Here is a 15,562-nt window from a genome sequence, read left to right as displayed (position 1 = left end):
GAGGAGACCCCCACCGCCTCCTCCCGTGACTACGCGGTCGTCCACTACAAGCGCACCGACGGCGACTACGACAACTGGGGCCTGTACGCCTGGGGCGACCTCGCCGACGGCGAGTCCACCACCTGGCCCGCGAGCCACCCCTTCGTCGGCCGGGACGCCTACGGTGCCTTCGCCTACGTCAAGCTGAAGCCCGGCGCCTCGAACGTCGGCTTCCTCGTCATCGACAAGGACGGGAACAAGGACGTCTCCGCCGACCGCACGATCGACGTCACCAGGACCGGCGAGGTCTGGATCGAGCAGGGCAAGGCGGACGTCCGCACCGAGAGGCCGGACTACCCGGCGCAGGACAAAACCAAGGCGGTCATCCACTACCACCGCGCCGACGGGAACTACGACGGCTGGGGCCTGCACGTCTGGACGGGCGCCGCGAACCCCACCGACTGGTCGAAGCCGCTGGCGCCGGTGCGGACGGACGCCTACGGCGCGGTCTTCGAGGTACCCCTGAACGAGGGGGCCACGAGCCTCAGTTACATCATCCACAAGGGCGACGAGAAGGACCTGCCCACCGACCAGTCCCTGGACCTGACGGCCAAGGGCCACGAGGTGTGGCTGCTGAACGGCCAGGAGGAGTACCTGCTCCCGCAGCCCGCCGGGTCCGCCGCCGCGCTGGACCTGACCACCTCCAAGGCGGTCTGGATCGACCGGGACACGGTCGCCTGGAACGGCTCGGAGGCGGCCGCCTCAACCCAGCTCCTGTACTCCCGCGACGGCTCGATCGCCGTCGACGGCGGAGCCCTGACCAGCGATGACGAGCGGTGGCTGCGGCTCGCCAGAACCACCCTCACCGACGCGCAGAAGGCCAGGTTCCCGCACCTGAAGGACTACACGGCCTGGTCGGTCGACCCGCGTGACGCCGATCGTGTGAAGGAAGCCCTCGGCGGACAGCTCGTCGCCTCCCAGCGGGCCGCGAACGGTGCCGTGCTGGCGGCGACCGGTGTCCAGATCGCGGGCGTCCTCGACGACCTGTACCCGAAGGCGACCAAGGCCCACCTGGGCCCGACCTTCAGCAAGGGGCGTCCCACGCTCGCGGTGTGGGCGCCGACCGCGCAGTCCGTACGGCTCGAACTCGACGGCTCCACGGTCGCCATGCGACGCAACGCCGGCACCGGCGTCTGGTCCGTCACCGGCCCCAAGTCCTGGAAGGGCAAGCCCTATCGGTACGTCGTGAAGGTCTGGGCGCCCAGCGTGGGCAAGGTCGTCACCAACAAGGTCACCGACCCCTACTCGGTCGCCCTCACCACCGACTCCGAGCGCAGCCTCGTCGTCGACCTCGACGACCGGTCCCTCGCCCCGAGCGGCTGGACGTCGTACACCAAGCCGAAGGCCGTTCCCCTGAAGGACGCCGAGATCCAGGAGCTGCACATCCGGGACTTCTCCGTCGCGGACCGGACGGCGGACCACCCCGGTACGTATCTCGCGTTCACCGACAAGGACAGCGACGGCTCCGAGCACCTGAAGGAGCTGGCGAAGGCGGGCACCTCGTACGTGCACCTGCTGCCCGCGTTCGACATCGCGACCATCCCCGAGAAGAAGGCCGACCAGGCGAGCACCGACTGCGATCTCGCCTCCTACCCGGCCGACTCCGACCGGCAGCAGGAGTGCGTGGCGAAGACCGCCGCGAAGGACGCCTACAACTGGGGCTACGACCCGTACCACTACACGGTCCCCGAGGGCTCCTACGCGACCGACCCGAACGGCACGGCCCGCACGGTCGAGTTCCGCAAGATGGTCAAGTCCCTCAACGACGACGGCCTGAGGGTCGTCATGGACGTCGTCTACAACCACACCGCGGCGAGCGGACAGGCCGCAACCAGCGTCCTCGACCGGATCGTCCCCGGCTACTACCAGCGGCTCCTCGCCGACGGCTCGGTCGCCAACAGCACCTGCTGCGCCAACACCGCGACCGAGAACGCCATGATGGGCAAGCTGGTCGTGGACTCGATCGTCACCTGGGCCAGGGAGTACAAGGTCGACGGCTTCCGCTTCGACCTCATGGGCCACCACCCCAAGGCCAACATCCTGGCCGTGCGCAAGGCCCTCGACGCCCTGACCCTCAAGAAGGACGGCGTCGACGGGAAGAAGATCATCCTCTACGGCGAGGGCTGGAACTTCGGCGAGGTCGCCGACGACGCCCGCTTCGTGCAGGCCACGCAGAAGAACATGGCCGGCACCGGCATCGCGACCTTCTCCGACCGCGCCCGTGACGCCGTGCGCGGTGGCGGCCCCTTCGACGAGGACCCCGGCGTCCAGGGCTTCGCGTCCGGGCTGTACACCGACCCCAACTCCTCGAAGAACAACGGCACTCCGGAGCAGCAGAAGGCCCGCCTCCTGCACTACCAGGACCTCATCAAGGTGGGCCTGTCCGGCAACCTCGCCCGGTACCGCTTCACCGACACCGACGGCAAGGAGGTCACCGGCGCCCAGGTCGACTACAACGGACAGCCCGCCGGATACGCGGACGCGCCCGGCGACGCCCTCGCCTACGCCGACGCGCACGACAACGAGTCGCTGTTCGACGCGCTGACCTACAAGCTGCCCGCCGGCACCAGCGCCTCCGACCGGGCCAGGATGCAGGTCCTCGCCATGGCCACGGCCGCCCTCTCGCAGGGACCGGCGCTCTCCCAGGCCGGCACCGACCTGCTGCGCTCCAAGTCCCTGGACCGCAACTCCTACGACAGCGGCGACTGGTTCAACGCGATCCACTGGAACTGCCAGGACGGCAACGGCTTCGGCCGCGGCCTGCCCATGGCCGCCGACAACGCCTCCAAGTGGCCGTACGCGAAGCCCCTGCTGGGCTCGGTGAAGGTCGGCTGCACCCAGATCGAGGGGGCGTCGGCCGCGTACCGGGACCTGCTGAGGATCCGTACGACCGAGAAGGCGTTCTCGCTCGGCACGGCGGACCAGGTGCAGTCCCGGCTGTCCTTCCCGCTGTCCGGGAAGGACGAGACGCCGGGGGTGATCACCATGGAACTCGGTGACCTGGTCGTCGTCTTCAACGCGACACCGAAAGCCCAGGACCAGCGGGTCACCGCCCTGGCCGGAAGCACCTACCGGCTGCACCCCGTGCAGGCGGCGGGGGCGGACTCCACCGTCAAGGGCGCGTCCTACGACAAGGAATCCGGTTCCTTCGCCGTCCCGGCCAGGACCGTGGCTGTTTTCATCCGCCATCCCTAGCCGAAGGCATTACGGTGGTGGAGCAGACCCCGAACCCCGGTCTGCTCCACCAGTGTTGCCCGAGGGGTGACGGATGGACGCAAAAGGCAAGCTGACCGGCACGACCGTGCTGGTCGTGGACGACATGGAGGCCAGCCGGTACGCCGTGGGCACCGTGCTGAGCCGTGCCGGGCACCGGGTCGTCCCGGTCGCCACCGGCGGCGAGGCCCTCGCCGAACTCGACACCCGGCTGCTCAAGGGCACTCTGCCGGACGTGGCGCTCGTCGACGTGGGGCTGCCCGACATGAGCGGCTTCGACCTGTGCCGCCTGTTCAAGGAACGCCCGCACACGGCCGGGATGCCCGTCGTGCACTTCTCCGCCGCGGCCTCGCCCCCGGCCGACTTCTGCCAGGGCCTGGACGCGGGCGTCGAGGCCTATCTGAAGGTGCCCGCCGAGCCCCTGGAGATCGAGGCGGTGGTCCGGGCCGCCGTACGCAACGCGCAACTGCGGGCCGGTGACCAGGCGCTCGTACGACGGCTCACCCTGCTCTCCGAGACGATCGTCACCATCCAGTCGGCCCGCACCCTCCAGGAACTGTCCGAGGCGGCCGCCGAGGGCGTCTCACGGCTCACCGGAACCCCCGCCGCGGTCTTCGTCCTCGACCAGGACGACCAGCTCTACCGCGGCCTGTCCCGCGACCGCATCCCGGTCGCGCTGCCGGACGAGGACGCCGACCGGGCCGTCGCGGGGCTGCTGCGCCGGCTCGCCCGGGGGCAGGACGGAGTGCAGCTCACCACCGTGCCGGCGCCGCTGTGGCCCGCCGGGTTCTTCCGGCCCGGCGTCGAGCACGACGCCCGCCTCGCGTTCGTCGTCACCCAGGACGGCCGCGCCCCGGTGTGCCTCGCGGCGCCCGCCCGCGGGATGCGCAGGGTGGGCCTGGAGGGCGAGGCCCTGCTGGCCCAGCTCGCGCAGGCCACCGCGCTGGCCGCCGAGCCGCTGCTCATGTACAAGGTCGAGCGGCACGTCGCCCTCACCCTCCAGCACAGCTTCCTGCCCCAGCCGCACCGGCTGCCGGAGCTGCCGGGCATCGACGTCGTGGTCCGGTACGTCCCGGCCTCCCGGCAGACCGAGATCGGCGGCGACTTCTACGCCGCGCTGCGCGTCGACGAGGGCGTGCTGACCGCGGTCGGCGACGTGGTCGGGCACTCCCTGGACGCGGCGACCGTCATGGTCGAGCTCCGGCACGCGCTGCGCGCCTACGCCGTCGACGAGAGCGACCCGGCCGTGCTCGCCGAGCGCCTCGACCGGACCCTGCGGCGCTACCACCCCGACACCACGGCCACCGTCTGCCTGGCCCTGATCGACCCGGATACCGGGCGCACCCGGATCGCCAACGCCGGTCACATCCCGCCGCTGATCGTGCGGGACGACGGCACCGCCGACTACGCGCAGGCGGCCGGCCCGCTGCTCGGGGTCGGCCTGCCCCACCCGCCGGCCACCGAGCTGCTCCTCGAACCCACCGACCGGCTGCTCATGGTCACCGACGGGCTCATCGAGACCCGGGGCACCGACCTCACGGCCTCCCTGGAACAGCTGCGCGCGGCCTCCTCGGGCGCCCTGCCCGGGCTGGACGCGCTGTGCGACACCCTCCTGGACACCTTCGGCCACGACCGGGAGGACGACATCGCCATGCTGGCGCTGCGGCTAGGCTGACCTGTGTCTGCCTAGAACAGGAGTGCCCATGCCGCAGATCACCGTCGAACGCTCCCCCTACCTCGACCACGTCGACTGGGAGGAGTTCGCCCTGGCGCTGCACCAGGTCGTCGTCGACACGGCGGACGCGAAGCTTGAGGCGTGCAAGACCCGGGTGCTGCGCAGCGAGGACGAGGCGGTCGGCGGCGAGAAGGAGAACCACGCGATCGTGAACGTCACGGTCGCGCTGCTCGCCGGACGGTCCGAGGAGACCAAGGCGAAGCTCACCGAGGCCGTCGTGGAACTGCTGCGCAAGCACGTGGGCCCCGCGGACGGCCTCACCGTGCACCTCTCCGCCGAGGCACGCGACCTGGACCCCTCCTACACCAAGGCCGTGCTCTAGGAGGCCAGGGTGATCAGCCGGGCCGCCAGATCGGTGAACGGGCCGTCGTGCGGCTCGTCCTTGAGCATGCGGCGCAGCAGCGCGGTCATCTCCTCGTCGTAGGCCGCCGCGACCGCGGCCAGCGCGGCGAAGTCGTGGACGAGCTGGATCTCCAGCTCGCCGCGCGGGACACGGCGGCCGTCCAGCCAGATCAGGGCCGTCGACTCGACGAGCGAGATCCAGGAGCGGATGAGCAGTTCCAGCCGGGCGGGCGGATCCGTCACCCGCAGGTGCGACAGGATCTGCTCGTAGGCGACCTGCCGTACGGAGTCGATGAGCGCGTTCGTCGCCGACGAGCCGACCGCTGGGCCGCCGCGCATCAACGCCGAGAATCCCGGGCCGTGTTCGTCCACGAAATCGAAGAACCGCCGCATCACGCGCAGCAGTCGGCCGCCCAGCGAACCCTCGTGCGGCTCCTCGAAGCGGCTCGCCAGATCCTGGGCCGCCCGCTTCAACGCGGCCTCGTACAGGCTGAGTTTGCCGGGGAAGTAGTGGTAGACCAGCGGTCGCGAGATACCGGCCGCCGACGCTATCTCGTCGATGGACACCTCGTCGGGCGAGCGGCGGGCGAACAGTTCGAGGGCGACGCCGATCAACTGCTGACGCCGTTCCTCGACTCCCATTCTTCGACGGACCCCGGTTGTCATGCGAACACCTTACCGATCGGATCCGGCCTGGAACGGGCTGGTCCGACCAGCGGTGTTCACATCACCCTCACCCGCTGTCCGCGAGCCCTACCGGAGCCCGCTGACCGTCCGCCCGTCCTCCAGGGTCCCCTTCAGCTCGGCCTGGGCCCCCTGCCGCGTCCGCAGGGCCAGCAGGTGCCCCTGGGCGGAACCGCTCACCCCGCCCGTCGCACTGATCGACGAGGTCCCGCGGTTTCCCGCCGCCAGCAGGTACCAGGAGCCGGTCGCCGACTTCCACAGCACCCCGGCCAGCACCTGCGGATCCTTCGCCCCGCACGCCGGTACGTTCTCGGCCTTCGCCGCGACCGCCCCGTATGTCGAACCAGGAGTGTGGAACTGAGCCAGCACCCGCTCCCCGCCGCCCTGCCAGGTCTCGGCGCGGGTGCACACCCAGTCGGCCGTGCCGCTCGTGTCGGGCAGCGGCTGCGAGGCATAGGTCCAGGCGTTCACACTGCGCACGCCCGAGGAGCGCATCGCGCCGAGTGAGCAGGCGTACGGCGCCCAGGCGCGCAGCGCCCCCGTCCCGGACGCGTCCTTCACGGACCCGGGGCGGCCGGTGGTCAGCCGGGCCGGGACCAGCTCACCGAGGTCGGTCAGCAGCCGGGTGCCGGAGGTGTCCGTCAGTTGCAGCACGTTCCACGAGGTGCAGGCGCCGCTCTGCGCGGGGCCCGCCATCGGCGCGGTGGCCCCGCCGGTCAGCGGCAGGTCCATGGCACCGGAGCCCGGCTTCAGCAGGTCCCGCTCGGCGGCCTTCGTCACCCAGGGCGCGGTCAGATAGCGGATGTTGCCGTCGGCCCGGCCCAGCACGACCGCGCTCGCCCCGGCCCGGTCCGCGCCGTCGACCCGGGCGAAGTCGAGGGCGGCGCCCTGGGTGCCGTCGCGCGGCTCGGCGTAGCGGACGATGCGCAGACCGTCGTAGAGGAGCACCACGTGCGCGTTGTCCACGGTCCCGGCGTACAGGAGCTGCGGCGGGCCGGAGGGGCCGCCCGACGGGGTGCCGGGGGTCGCGGAGACCTGGACGCTCTCGCCGGGGCGGGCCCAGACGGCGAGGGCGCGGCGCAGCAGGGCACTGTCACCGGTGAGGTCGCCGCGCGCGGGCCACACGGAGAAGTCGGTGCGCGCCGAGGACTCCCACGCGGCGGCCGGGACCTTGAGCAGCAGGGCCGGGTTCAGCGCGGCCTGGGCGGCGGGGTTCTGCGCGTAGGGGGGTGCGGCGGCGCCGTCGGGGCCCCAGCCGTCGCCGGGCATGCCGAGCAGCGCCCCGCACACCGCGACGGCCGCGGCGGCGGCGAGCGCGGCCTTCATGTGCTGCCTGCGCCGCATCAGGTCGGTGGGCCGGGCCTGGAGCGAACAGGGGTCGAACTCGGGGGAGTTCAGCAGGGCGTACCGGTCCTCGGCGCCGGCGGCCTCGTCGAGCGCCGCGTCGACGTCGGCCACGCCCGCCGCCGTCAGCAGCTCGCGGACGTCACCGTCGGGCAGTTGCTCAAGACCGCGCAGGACATAGGCGGCGCGTGCCGGGCCCGACATGGCCGACAGGCGCTGGTCCAGGGCGAGTTCGTCGGCGCCGCCGGAGCGCGGGAAGAGCCTCAGGCCCCACACCTGGGGGAGCAGCGGCGGGAGCTGGGAGCGCTTGGGCCACGCCCTGCGCCTGAGCGGCAGCCCGGCCTCCAGCGCCGTACGCACCACCTGGAGGCGGACGAAGGCGTAGCCGGGGTCGCCCTCGCGGCCGGCCGACTGGGCCGGGATCACGGGCGTCGCCGCCCGGCCCCGCGGCAGGGCGCGCTGGGTCAGGGCGTGCGCGGTCAGGACCCGCCGACCCCGGCCCAGGCCCGGCGGCAGTACCAGATAGGCGAGCCGGACCAGCCGGGGGTAGTGCTCGACGAGCGCGGCCTCGGCCTGCTCGACGTCGACGACGGGCTCGCCGGTGGAGCCGGGACCGGGTGCGGGGCGCGGGGCGACATCCTGTGACTGCACGTTCAGCAGAACGAGCGAATCGTCGGGAGGTCACCGCCGCCCGGGTGAATCAGCCTTCCGGGTCGACCAGGGCGCGCGCGTAGTTGGCCATCGACCGCTGGTAGCGCGGGAGATGGGGGGCGAGCGCGCCCAGGACCAGCGAGAGTCCCTCGCGGTCCCGGCCGAGACTGGACAGGCACAACGCGAGCGTGGCGCGTACGGCGTCGTCCAACTCGTCGGACGGAGCGTCCAGTTCGGGCGTGAGCAGCTTGACGCCCTCCTCCGGCTGCCCGACGTTCCGCAGGGAGCTCGACAGCTGGATTCTGGCGCGCCGCCCCTTGTACCCGCGCAGCCCCTTCGCGAGCGCCTCCCGGTACAGCGGGACCGCCTTGTCGGAGTGGCCCGTCGAGTCCCACGCGCAGGCCCGCTCGAAGGGGCCGAGCGGACTGCCCTCCGGCAGCTCGGCCACGAGCGCGTCGATCACGGCGCGGAACTCGGCCGCCCGCTCCTCGGGATATTCGTCGAAGGCCGCCCAGGCGGCGTCGACCCGCTTTTCCCAGTCCTCGTCCACCGGCACACTTTCGCACAGCCGTACCCGTGATGACACGAGGATTTGAGCGTCCCGGGCCCCACAGCCGTATGGGGGGAGACGGACCCCCGCCGGGGCCCGTCCGACGTGACCCCGTGACCGGAGGAACAGATGAGGTTGACCCGACCGATGCTCGCGCTGACCGGCGCGGCCGCGGTGCTGGCGCTGGCGGGCTGCGGATCCGGCGGTGACGCGAAGGCCGCCGCGGTGCCGCCGGCGGCCACCGGCAGCCTGGAGCACCTGGCCGCCGAGGTGAAGTGCACGCCCGACATCCAGATCGACGCCGACGAACTGCGCCAGGCCGTGTGCAAGAAGGCCAAGGACGCCGACGGCAAGTTCATCCTCGCCACCTTCGCCACCGACCGCGGCCAGCGCGAGTGGATCAACGGCGCCAAGGACTACGGCGGTCACTTCCTGGTCGGCCGCAAGTGGGTCGCCGTCGGGGACACCACCAGCACGGTGGCGGCGCTGCGCAGGACGCTCGGCGGGGACATCGAGGAGGGCACGGACCACTCGAAGATGGGCGCCACGCACTCGGCGCACTGAGGACGCGGACACAAGAAAGCCGGCGGTGAGGAATCCTCACCGCCGGCTTTCTCAGTGCGTCACTGGCAGCGCTTGCCGGTGTTGATGCAGTTGACCATCTTGTTCATCGTGTTCTGGGAGAAGAAGTTGATGAAGTCGTTGTGGTCGGTGATCGGCTTGTGCAGGTTCTCCGGGAAGGTGTCCACCGCGTAGGGGTTGACGACCGTGCCGTTCTGCAGCTTCGGGGCCGGGACGTTGTAGACGAGCCGGACCTGGAGCTGGGGGATCGCCTTGAAGCCGTTGGCGCAGGTGCCGTCCGCCTGGACGAAGGACACGTGGGTGCGGTGGTTGGCGCTGTCGATGTTCTGACCGTCCCAGCAGCTCTGGAAGTTGGTCGTGCGCACCACCTGGCTGCCCTGCGGGCAGATCGGGTACTTGTCGTGCAGCTGCACCTTGTTCTCGAAGCCGGTGCAGGACCAGTTCACGTTGGCGTTGGCGTTGCCGTTGACGAAGGCCTTCGCGTCACCCGTGATGATGCGCAGGGCGGTCGGCATCGCGACGACGTTGCCCTTCTTGTTGCCGACGAACTTCAGCTGGGCCTGGGCCGGCTGGAGGATCTTGCCGACGTTGCCCTCCTTGCCGCCGCCGTCGTTGTTCTGGTCGAAGTCCTGCTGACCGTTCTGCAGACGCAGCACCGGCCAGAAGTACGAGGACTTGTCGCCCTGGTTCTGGCAGGTGGTCGAGGCTCCCGCCAGCTCCTGGTCGCTCGCGAAGGCGTCGTTGTTCTGGTTGCCGACGTAGTCGTGCAGGTGGTGGGCGCCGTTGGCGACACCCGGGGCCACGATCACGTTGTCCGTGTTGTGGTTGTCGTTCCCGTTGGTGCCGCACCTGGTGGTGAACGTGCCCCGCGAGCCCGAGTTGCCGTTGGCCTTCAGGCCGTTCTGGCCCACGCCGAGCTGGGCGCTGCCCTGGACCTTGGTGATGTCCACGAAGTCGGCCGCGACCGGGCCGTTGCCGCCCTGTCCGCCGTTGCCCTGCTGGCCGCCGTTCTGCTGGCCGCCGTTCTGCTGACCACCCTGCTGCTGGCCGCCGTTCTGCTGCTGGCCGCCCTGCTGCTGACCGCCGTTCTGCTGCTGACCGCCGTTCTGCTGCTGGCCGCCACCGGCCTGGCCGGCGTTCGTCTGCGCGTTCTGCGTCGTGCAGGCGGCCAACTGGCTGAGCGAGGTGTTGAACTGACCGCCGACCCGCTGGATGTTGATGCGGATCCGGTCGATCGTGGCCGCCCGCTTCTCCTTCAGGGGACCGACGATGGCGTTCTGGACGAAGCCGGAGTCGTTCGCCTGGGCCTGTCGCGTCGACGCGAGCCTGGCGTATGCCTCGGTGATCTGCTTGTCCAGGTTGGCCAGCTCCGCGGCCACCCCCTGACGCGCGTTCTGAGGCACGTTCGTCAGCTTCTGACCGACATCGGGGCACGAGATGGTCGCCACCTGCGCGGCGGCGGCCTTGGTCTGGTTCTGCGACCAGCCGTTGTTGTTGGACTCGTGCGCCGAAGCGTAGAAGTTCGCCCAGATCAGCCCGCCCCCACCGAGCGCTAGGGCCGCCGACGCGGCTATGGCCTTCGTGGCCATCGACGAGCGGCGTTTACGTGTATTGCGTCCCATGGAACTCCTCTGACTTCCTTTTTCGGGGCTATCGAGGCGCCCGACAGGAGTGAAGCGGCGCCATCCCATACGCACGGCGCCCCACGGGTGTTCAGCCGTCCCACGAACAAATCAGAGGTTTACCCGGCGCCGAGGCGACAACCGCCCCCTGAACAGCGGGAGTTACAGAAAATAAAGGCTCGCTCACCGGCCCCGGTCCAGGAACGCGAGGACCGCCAGAACGCGGCGATTGTCGTCGTCCGACACCTCGAGGCCCAGTTTGGCGAAGATGTTGGCGGTGTGCTTGGCGATCGCCCGTTCCGTGACGACGAGCTTGGCGGCGATCGCCGCGTTCGACCGCCCCTGCGCCATCAGTTCCAGCACCTCCCGCTCACGGGGCGTGATCCGGGCGAGCGGCTGGTCGTCGGCCGCCCGCCGGGACAGCAACTGCTGGATCACCTGGGGGTCCATCGCCGTACCGCCCGCCGCGACCCGCCGTACGGCGTCCACGAACTGCTCGGCGTCGAACACCCGGTCCTTGAGCAGGTACCCGATCCCGCCGGTGCCGTCGGCGAGCAACTCGCGCGCGTAGAGCTGCTCCACGTGCTGGGAGAGCACCAGCACCGGCAGCCCGGGCCTGTCCCGGCGGGCGTTCAGCGCACACTGGAGCCCCTCGTCGGTGTGCGTCGGCGGCAGGCGTACGTCGACCACGGCGACGTCCGGTTCCAGCTCGGCCAGCGCACGGGCCAGCTCGGGCCCGCTCTCGACGGCCGCGGCGATCTCGAAGCCGTGCGCCTCCAGGAGCCGTACCAGTCCGTCGCGCAGCAGGAAGAGGTCTTCGGCCAGCACTACACGCAAGGGATCTCCATGGTCACCATGGTGGGACCGCCCGCGGGTGAGCTGACGGCCAGGACGCCGTCGAATGTACCCAGCCGCCGCTCCACCCCGGCCAGGCCCGAACCGGCCGTGACGGCCGCGCCGCCCCGCCCGTTGTCGGTGACCGTGATCCGCAGCTTCCCCTCCGTCTGGTGCAGGTCGACCCAGATCCGGTCGGCGTCCGCGTGCTTGACCGCGTTGGTGAGGACCTCGCTGACCGCGAAGTAGGCGGCCGACTCCACCGGGGCGTCCGCCCGGCCCTGGAGCTCCACGGTCACCTCGGCCGGCACCGGCAGCCGCAGTGCCAGCGCCCGCACCGCGTCGCCCAGTCCGCGCTCGGCCAGCACCGGCGGATGGATGCCCCGCACCAGGTCGCGCAGTTCGGCGAGCGCGTCCACGGAGGACTGGCGGGCCTGCGCGAGGAGCCGCTTGGCCTGGGCGGGGTCCTTGTCGAGGAGCATCTCGATGGTGCCGAGGTCCATGCCCATGGCGACCAGGCGGGCCTGCGCCCCGTCGTGCAGGTCCCGTTCGATGCGCCGCAGTTCGGCCGCGGAGGTGTCCACCGCGTCCCGCCGGGTCTCGGTGAGGACGCGGACCCGCTCGGCCAACTCGCCCTGTCCGGCGCCGAGCACGGTCCGGGTGAGCCGGAAGTGGAAGGTCAGCACACGCGGCGCGAACGAGGCGAGGGGCAGCAGGGCGATTCCCAGGGCGCCGGCGAGCAGCGCGGAGGCCTGGTCGGTGACGTGCACGAAGCCGTACCAGTAGCCGCCCAGGTCCTGGAACGGCCGCCACAGCCCGGCCGCGATCACGAGCCCCTCCAGCGGGTAGAGGACGAGCACCGCGGGCAGCAGGGCGGTCACGAACCCCGCCGTCATGTCCACCGGCAGCCACCGCAGATCCCGCCAGGTCGCCGGGTCGCGCAGCATCCCGAAGGTGCGCGACCAGGGATTGGCGTCCGGCGGCGCCGGGCGGTACGCCGACGGGATCCGCACCCCGCCCCACTGGGCCGCGAGCACCCGCCGCCAGTCCGCGAAGGCACGCACCCCGGTCAGCACCCACGGGGTCGTGACCAGCCCGATCCCGATGGGCACGAGCGCGAGGGACACCACGGAGAGGACGAAACCGAGCACCGCCCCCGGCAGCGTCACCAGCGCCAGCCCGAACCCCCGCAGGGCCGCGAGCCCGACGGCCCGCACCCTCGTACCGATACCGCTCCGTGTCCCGATGCTCATGCCGTCAGTCTGGTCGAGGCGGGGACGGGGGTCACGGGGCCTGACCGCCCGGTCGGAGGGTGGTGCCAGGTACACCCTTTGCATACGAGGCGCACGGGTCGCGGACGCCGTGTCTCCCTGTCGACTTTCACACCGCCCGCCGTGCTCACAGGGTGAGTCGCGCCACAACACCACCAGGTAACACGGGGTTCACATTCGAGCAATGACCGGGAAATCGCCTGTTGACAGGCTCGCGGGCACCAGGAGGCGGCGTTTCAGTGCCGCAGCGCCGCAGCACCCGCAGTGCGTAGACACATCCCCGAAGGAAGTGGCCCGTGACCTTCAAGGCTGAGTACATCTGGATCGACGGCACCCAGCCGACGGCCAAGCTCCGTTCCAAGACGAAGATCCTGGCGGACGACGCAAAGGGCGCGGAGCTGCCGATCTGGGGCTTCGACGGGTCCTCCACGAACCAGGCCGAGGGCCACTCCTCGGACCGTGTCCTCAAGCCGGTCTTCTCCTGCCCCGACCCGATCCGCGGCGGCGACGACATCCTCGTCCTGTGCGAGGTCCTCAACATCGACATGACGCCGCACGAGTCCAACACCCGTGCCGCGCTCACCGAGGTCGCCGAGAAGTTCGCCGCCCAGGAGCCGATCTTCGGCATCGAGCAGGAGTACACGTTCTTCAAGGACGGCTACCCCCTCGGCTTCCCCAAGGGCGGCTTCCCGGCCCCGCAGGGCGGCTACTACTGCGGTGTCGGCGCCGACGAGATCTTCGGCCGTGACGTCGTCGAGGCACACCTCGACAACTGCCTGAAGGCGGGCCTCGCGATCTCCGGCATCAACGCCGAGGTCATGCCCGGCCAGTGGGAGTTCCAGGTCGGCCCGGTCTCCCCGCTGGAGGTCTCCGACCACCTGTGGGTGGCCCGCTGGCTGCTCTACCGCACCGCCGAGGACTTCGGCATCGCCGCGACCCTGGACCCGAAGCCGGTGAAGGGTGACTGGAACGGCGCGGGCGCGCACACCAACTTCTCCACCAAGGCGATGCGCGAGAGCTACGACGCGATCATCACCGCCGCCGAGTCGCTGGGCGAGGGCTCCAAGCCGCTCGACCACGTCAAGAACTACGGCGCCGGCATCGACGACCGCCTGACCGGCCTGCACGAGACCGCCCCGTGGGACAAGTACTCCTACGGCGTCTCCGACCGCGGTGCCTCGGTCCGTATCCCGTGGCAGGTCGAGAAGGACGGCAAGGGCTACATCGAGGACCGCCGTCCCAACGCCAACGTCGACCCGTACGTCGTGACGCGCCTGCTCGTCGACACCTGCTGCTCCGCGCTGGAGAAGGCCGGCCAGGTCTGATCCTCCGCACCTTCCCGAGGGGCGCCCACCGGTCATGGTGGGCGCCCCTCGGCGCGTTGTCAGTGGCACCTGGCAGGGTGGGGGCATGGAGATCGAGGGGGGCCTGGCCGTCAAGGCCGAGACGGAGTACGGAGAGACGCTCGTCCGCGTGAGCGAGCAGGAGCTGCGGGACCTGGTGCACCGCATCGGGGAGAGCGGTGACCGCTGGCTGGTGCTCCAGCGCGTTCCCGACCGCCCGGACGTGTTCGCCCAGGTGTGGCACGAGAGCGGTGGGACCTATCAGATGGAGCACCGCGAGAGCCGCGAGAGCTTCTCCGGTACGGAACTGACGCAGCCGGACGCCGTCGCCGACGCGCTGACGGGCTGGGCCCGCGGCGAGGCGGGCTGGGACGAGGGGATCGCCTGGTCGCCGGTCGAGGTCGATCCGCCCGAGGACGTGCCCGAACTCCCCGACGAGGTGCGCGAGGAGGTGGAGGCACACGTCCGCGAGCAGTTGCGGTGCGGCTACGGCACCCGCGCGACACTCGCCCAGGCCGCCGAGGAGTGGCTCGCCGACGCCGACGCCGACGCCGACTCCGACGCCGACAGGCGGCCGGTGTCCGCCGCCCAGGCCCGGCTGCTCGTCGACCGGCTCTGGCTGGAGCGCCTCGCCGAACAGGAGACCTGGGAGGGCCCGACCGACCCCGAGCGGCTCACCCGCGCCTTCGAGGCGCTGAACGCACAGGGCGTCACCGCCCGCGAGAACTTCACCTGTTGCCGTACCTGCGGCACCGCCGAGATCGGCGCGGAGCGGGCCGAGGGCGACCGCGGCTTCGTGTACTTCCACACGCAGTGCACCGAGAGCGCCGCCGCGGGGCAGGGGCTGACGCTGCTGTACGGCGGTTTCGACGGCTCGGCCGACACCACGGCCGCGGTCGGACGCGAGGTCGTCGCCGCCCTCACCGCGGTCGGCCTGTCCCCGCAGTGGGACGGCGACCCGGGCAGGGCGATCGAGGTCAGGCCGCTGACCTGGCACAGACGCCTGGTGGGGTGAGAGGGGCCCCGCCGGTTCTCCCGCCGAGGAGGCGTCCGGGCGTCCGAGCAGTGAGAGCGGTCTCCTGTTGCGGGCCGGTGTCTGCTTCAATGGGCTCATGGCCAGCTACCAGAAGATCACCGCGACGGGTCGCCATGACCTCGAGCCCTTCTGGCCCTCCCGTCAGCACCACGACTTCGACCGGGTGTGTTGCCGCGCGACGAACGCGCCGGCCCTCTAACGCCGTACACCCCGGCCTTCGGCCAGCGCGCAGACGTACGTCCTCCGACGACCCTCTCGCGCGAAAGAGCTGACCTCATGGCGACCCCTTCCGTCCCCACCAGCACCCTCCCCACCC

Annotated in this window: 13 protein-coding genes; 7 read left to right on the top strand and 6 right to left on the bottom strand. The window is 71.1% G+C overall.

The window, feature by feature from the left end; all coding sequences use genetic code 11:
• The 3 genes from pulA to AOJ26_RS14890 all read left to right on the top strand — a co-directional run.
• A partial coding sequence (pulA, locus tag AOJ26_RS14900) for a pullulanase-type alpha-1,6-glucosidase (protein ID WP_159044289.1) occupies positions 1–3,234 on the top strand: 3,234 nt, incomplete at its 5' end.
• Between the two features lie 73 nt (positions 3,235–3,307).
• Entirely contained in the window at positions 3,308–4,927 is a 1,620-nt protein-coding gene (locus tag AOJ26_RS14895; RefSeq protein WP_053848752.1) for a SpoIIE family protein phosphatase, read from the top strand.
• Between the two features lie 28 nt (positions 4,928–4,955).
• Positions 4,956–5,309, top strand: coding sequence for a 5-carboxymethyl-2-hydroxymuconate Delta-isomerase (locus tag AOJ26_RS14890; protein WP_053848751.1), 354 nt, complete (start codon positions 4,956–4,958; stop codon positions 5,307–5,309).
• Here the strand turns inward: AOJ26_RS14890 and AOJ26_RS14885 are convergent.
• The 3 genes from AOJ26_RS14885 to AOJ26_RS14875 form a co-directional block, all read right to left on the bottom strand.
• Entirely contained in the window at positions 5,306–5,995 is a 690-nt protein-coding gene (locus AOJ26_RS14885; protein ID WP_086724562.1) for a TetR/AcrR family transcriptional regulator, read from the bottom strand. The genes AOJ26_RS14890 and AOJ26_RS14885 overlap by 4 nt on opposite strands.
• 87 nt (positions 5,996–6,082) lie before the next feature.
• Positions 6,083–8,008: a hypothetical protein gene (locus AOJ26_RS14880; RefSeq protein ID WP_053848749.1), complete on the bottom strand. Its 1,926-nt coding sequence runs from the start codon at positions 8,006–8,008 to the stop codon at positions 6,083–6,085.
• A gap of 49 nt (positions 8,009–8,057) precedes the next feature.
• Positions 8,058–8,558, bottom strand: coding sequence for a tetratricopeptide repeat protein (locus tag AOJ26_RS14875; protein WP_234358557.1), 501 nt, complete (start codon positions 8,556–8,558; stop codon positions 8,058–8,060).
• 129 nt (positions 8,559–8,687) lie between these two features.
• Between AOJ26_RS14875 and AOJ26_RS14870 the strand changes: the two genes are divergently transcribed.
• Positions 8,688–9,122 (top strand): hypothetical protein, encoded by a 435-nt coding sequence (locus tag AOJ26_RS14870; RefSeq protein ID WP_078959897.1) that lies wholly within the window; start codon positions 8,688–8,690, stop codon positions 9,120–9,122.
• A gap of 59 nt (positions 9,123–9,181) precedes the next feature.
• Here AOJ26_RS14870 and AOJ26_RS14865 read toward each other — a convergent pair whose 3' ends face one another.
• From AOJ26_RS14865 to AOJ26_RS14855, 3 genes are all read right to left on the bottom strand, one after another.
• The gene (locus tag AOJ26_RS14865; RefSeq protein WP_053848747.1) at positions 9,182–10,762 is read right to left on the bottom strand and encodes a DUF1996 domain-containing protein; all 1,581 of its coding nucleotides are present in this window, start codon (positions 10,760–10,762) and stop codon (positions 9,182–9,184) included.
• A 183-nt stretch (positions 10,763–10,945) separates the two neighbouring features.
• Complete coding sequence (locus AOJ26_RS14860; protein WP_053848746.1) at positions 10,946–11,599, bottom strand: LuxR C-terminal-related transcriptional regulator; 654 nt, start codon at positions 11,597–11,599, stop codon at positions 10,946–10,948.
• Positions 11,590–12,849 (bottom strand): sensor histidine kinase, encoded by a 1,260-nt coding sequence (locus AOJ26_RS14855; RefSeq protein WP_053848745.1) that lies wholly within the window; start codon positions 12,847–12,849, stop codon positions 11,590–11,592. Before AOJ26_RS14855 ends, AOJ26_RS14860 begins: the two co-directional genes overlap by 10 nt.
• A gap of 314 nt (positions 12,850–13,163) precedes the next feature.
• On the opposite strand from AOJ26_RS14855, the gene glnII reads away from it, so the two are divergent.
• The 3 genes from glnII to AOJ26_RS44900 all read left to right on the top strand — a co-directional run bounded on the left by glnII (position 13,164) and on the right by AOJ26_RS44900 (position 15,445).
• Entirely contained in the window at positions 13,164–14,192 is a 1,029-nt protein-coding gene (gene glnII / locus AOJ26_RS14850; protein WP_053848744.1) for a glutamine synthetase, read from the top strand.
• A gap of 85 nt (positions 14,193–14,277) precedes the next feature.
• Entirely contained in the window at positions 14,278–15,225 is a 948-nt protein-coding gene (locus tag AOJ26_RS14845) for a DUF6891 domain-containing protein (RefSeq protein ID WP_053848743.1), read from the top strand.
• Positions 15,226–15,322: 97 nt separating this feature from the next.
• A complete protein-coding gene (locus AOJ26_RS44900) occupies positions 15,323–15,445 on the top strand; it encodes a hypothetical protein (RefSeq protein ID WP_086724564.1) in 123 nt (40 codons plus the stop codon).
• Positions 15,446–15,562 lie beyond the last annotated feature (117 nt).

The sequence above is a fragment of the Streptomyces sp. NRRL B-24085 genome (assembly GCF_001282115.1).
Lineage (GTDB): Bacteria > Actinomycetota > Actinomycetes > Streptomycetales > Streptomycetaceae > Streptomyces.
This window is presented reverse-complemented; position numbering and strand designations above follow the sequence as displayed.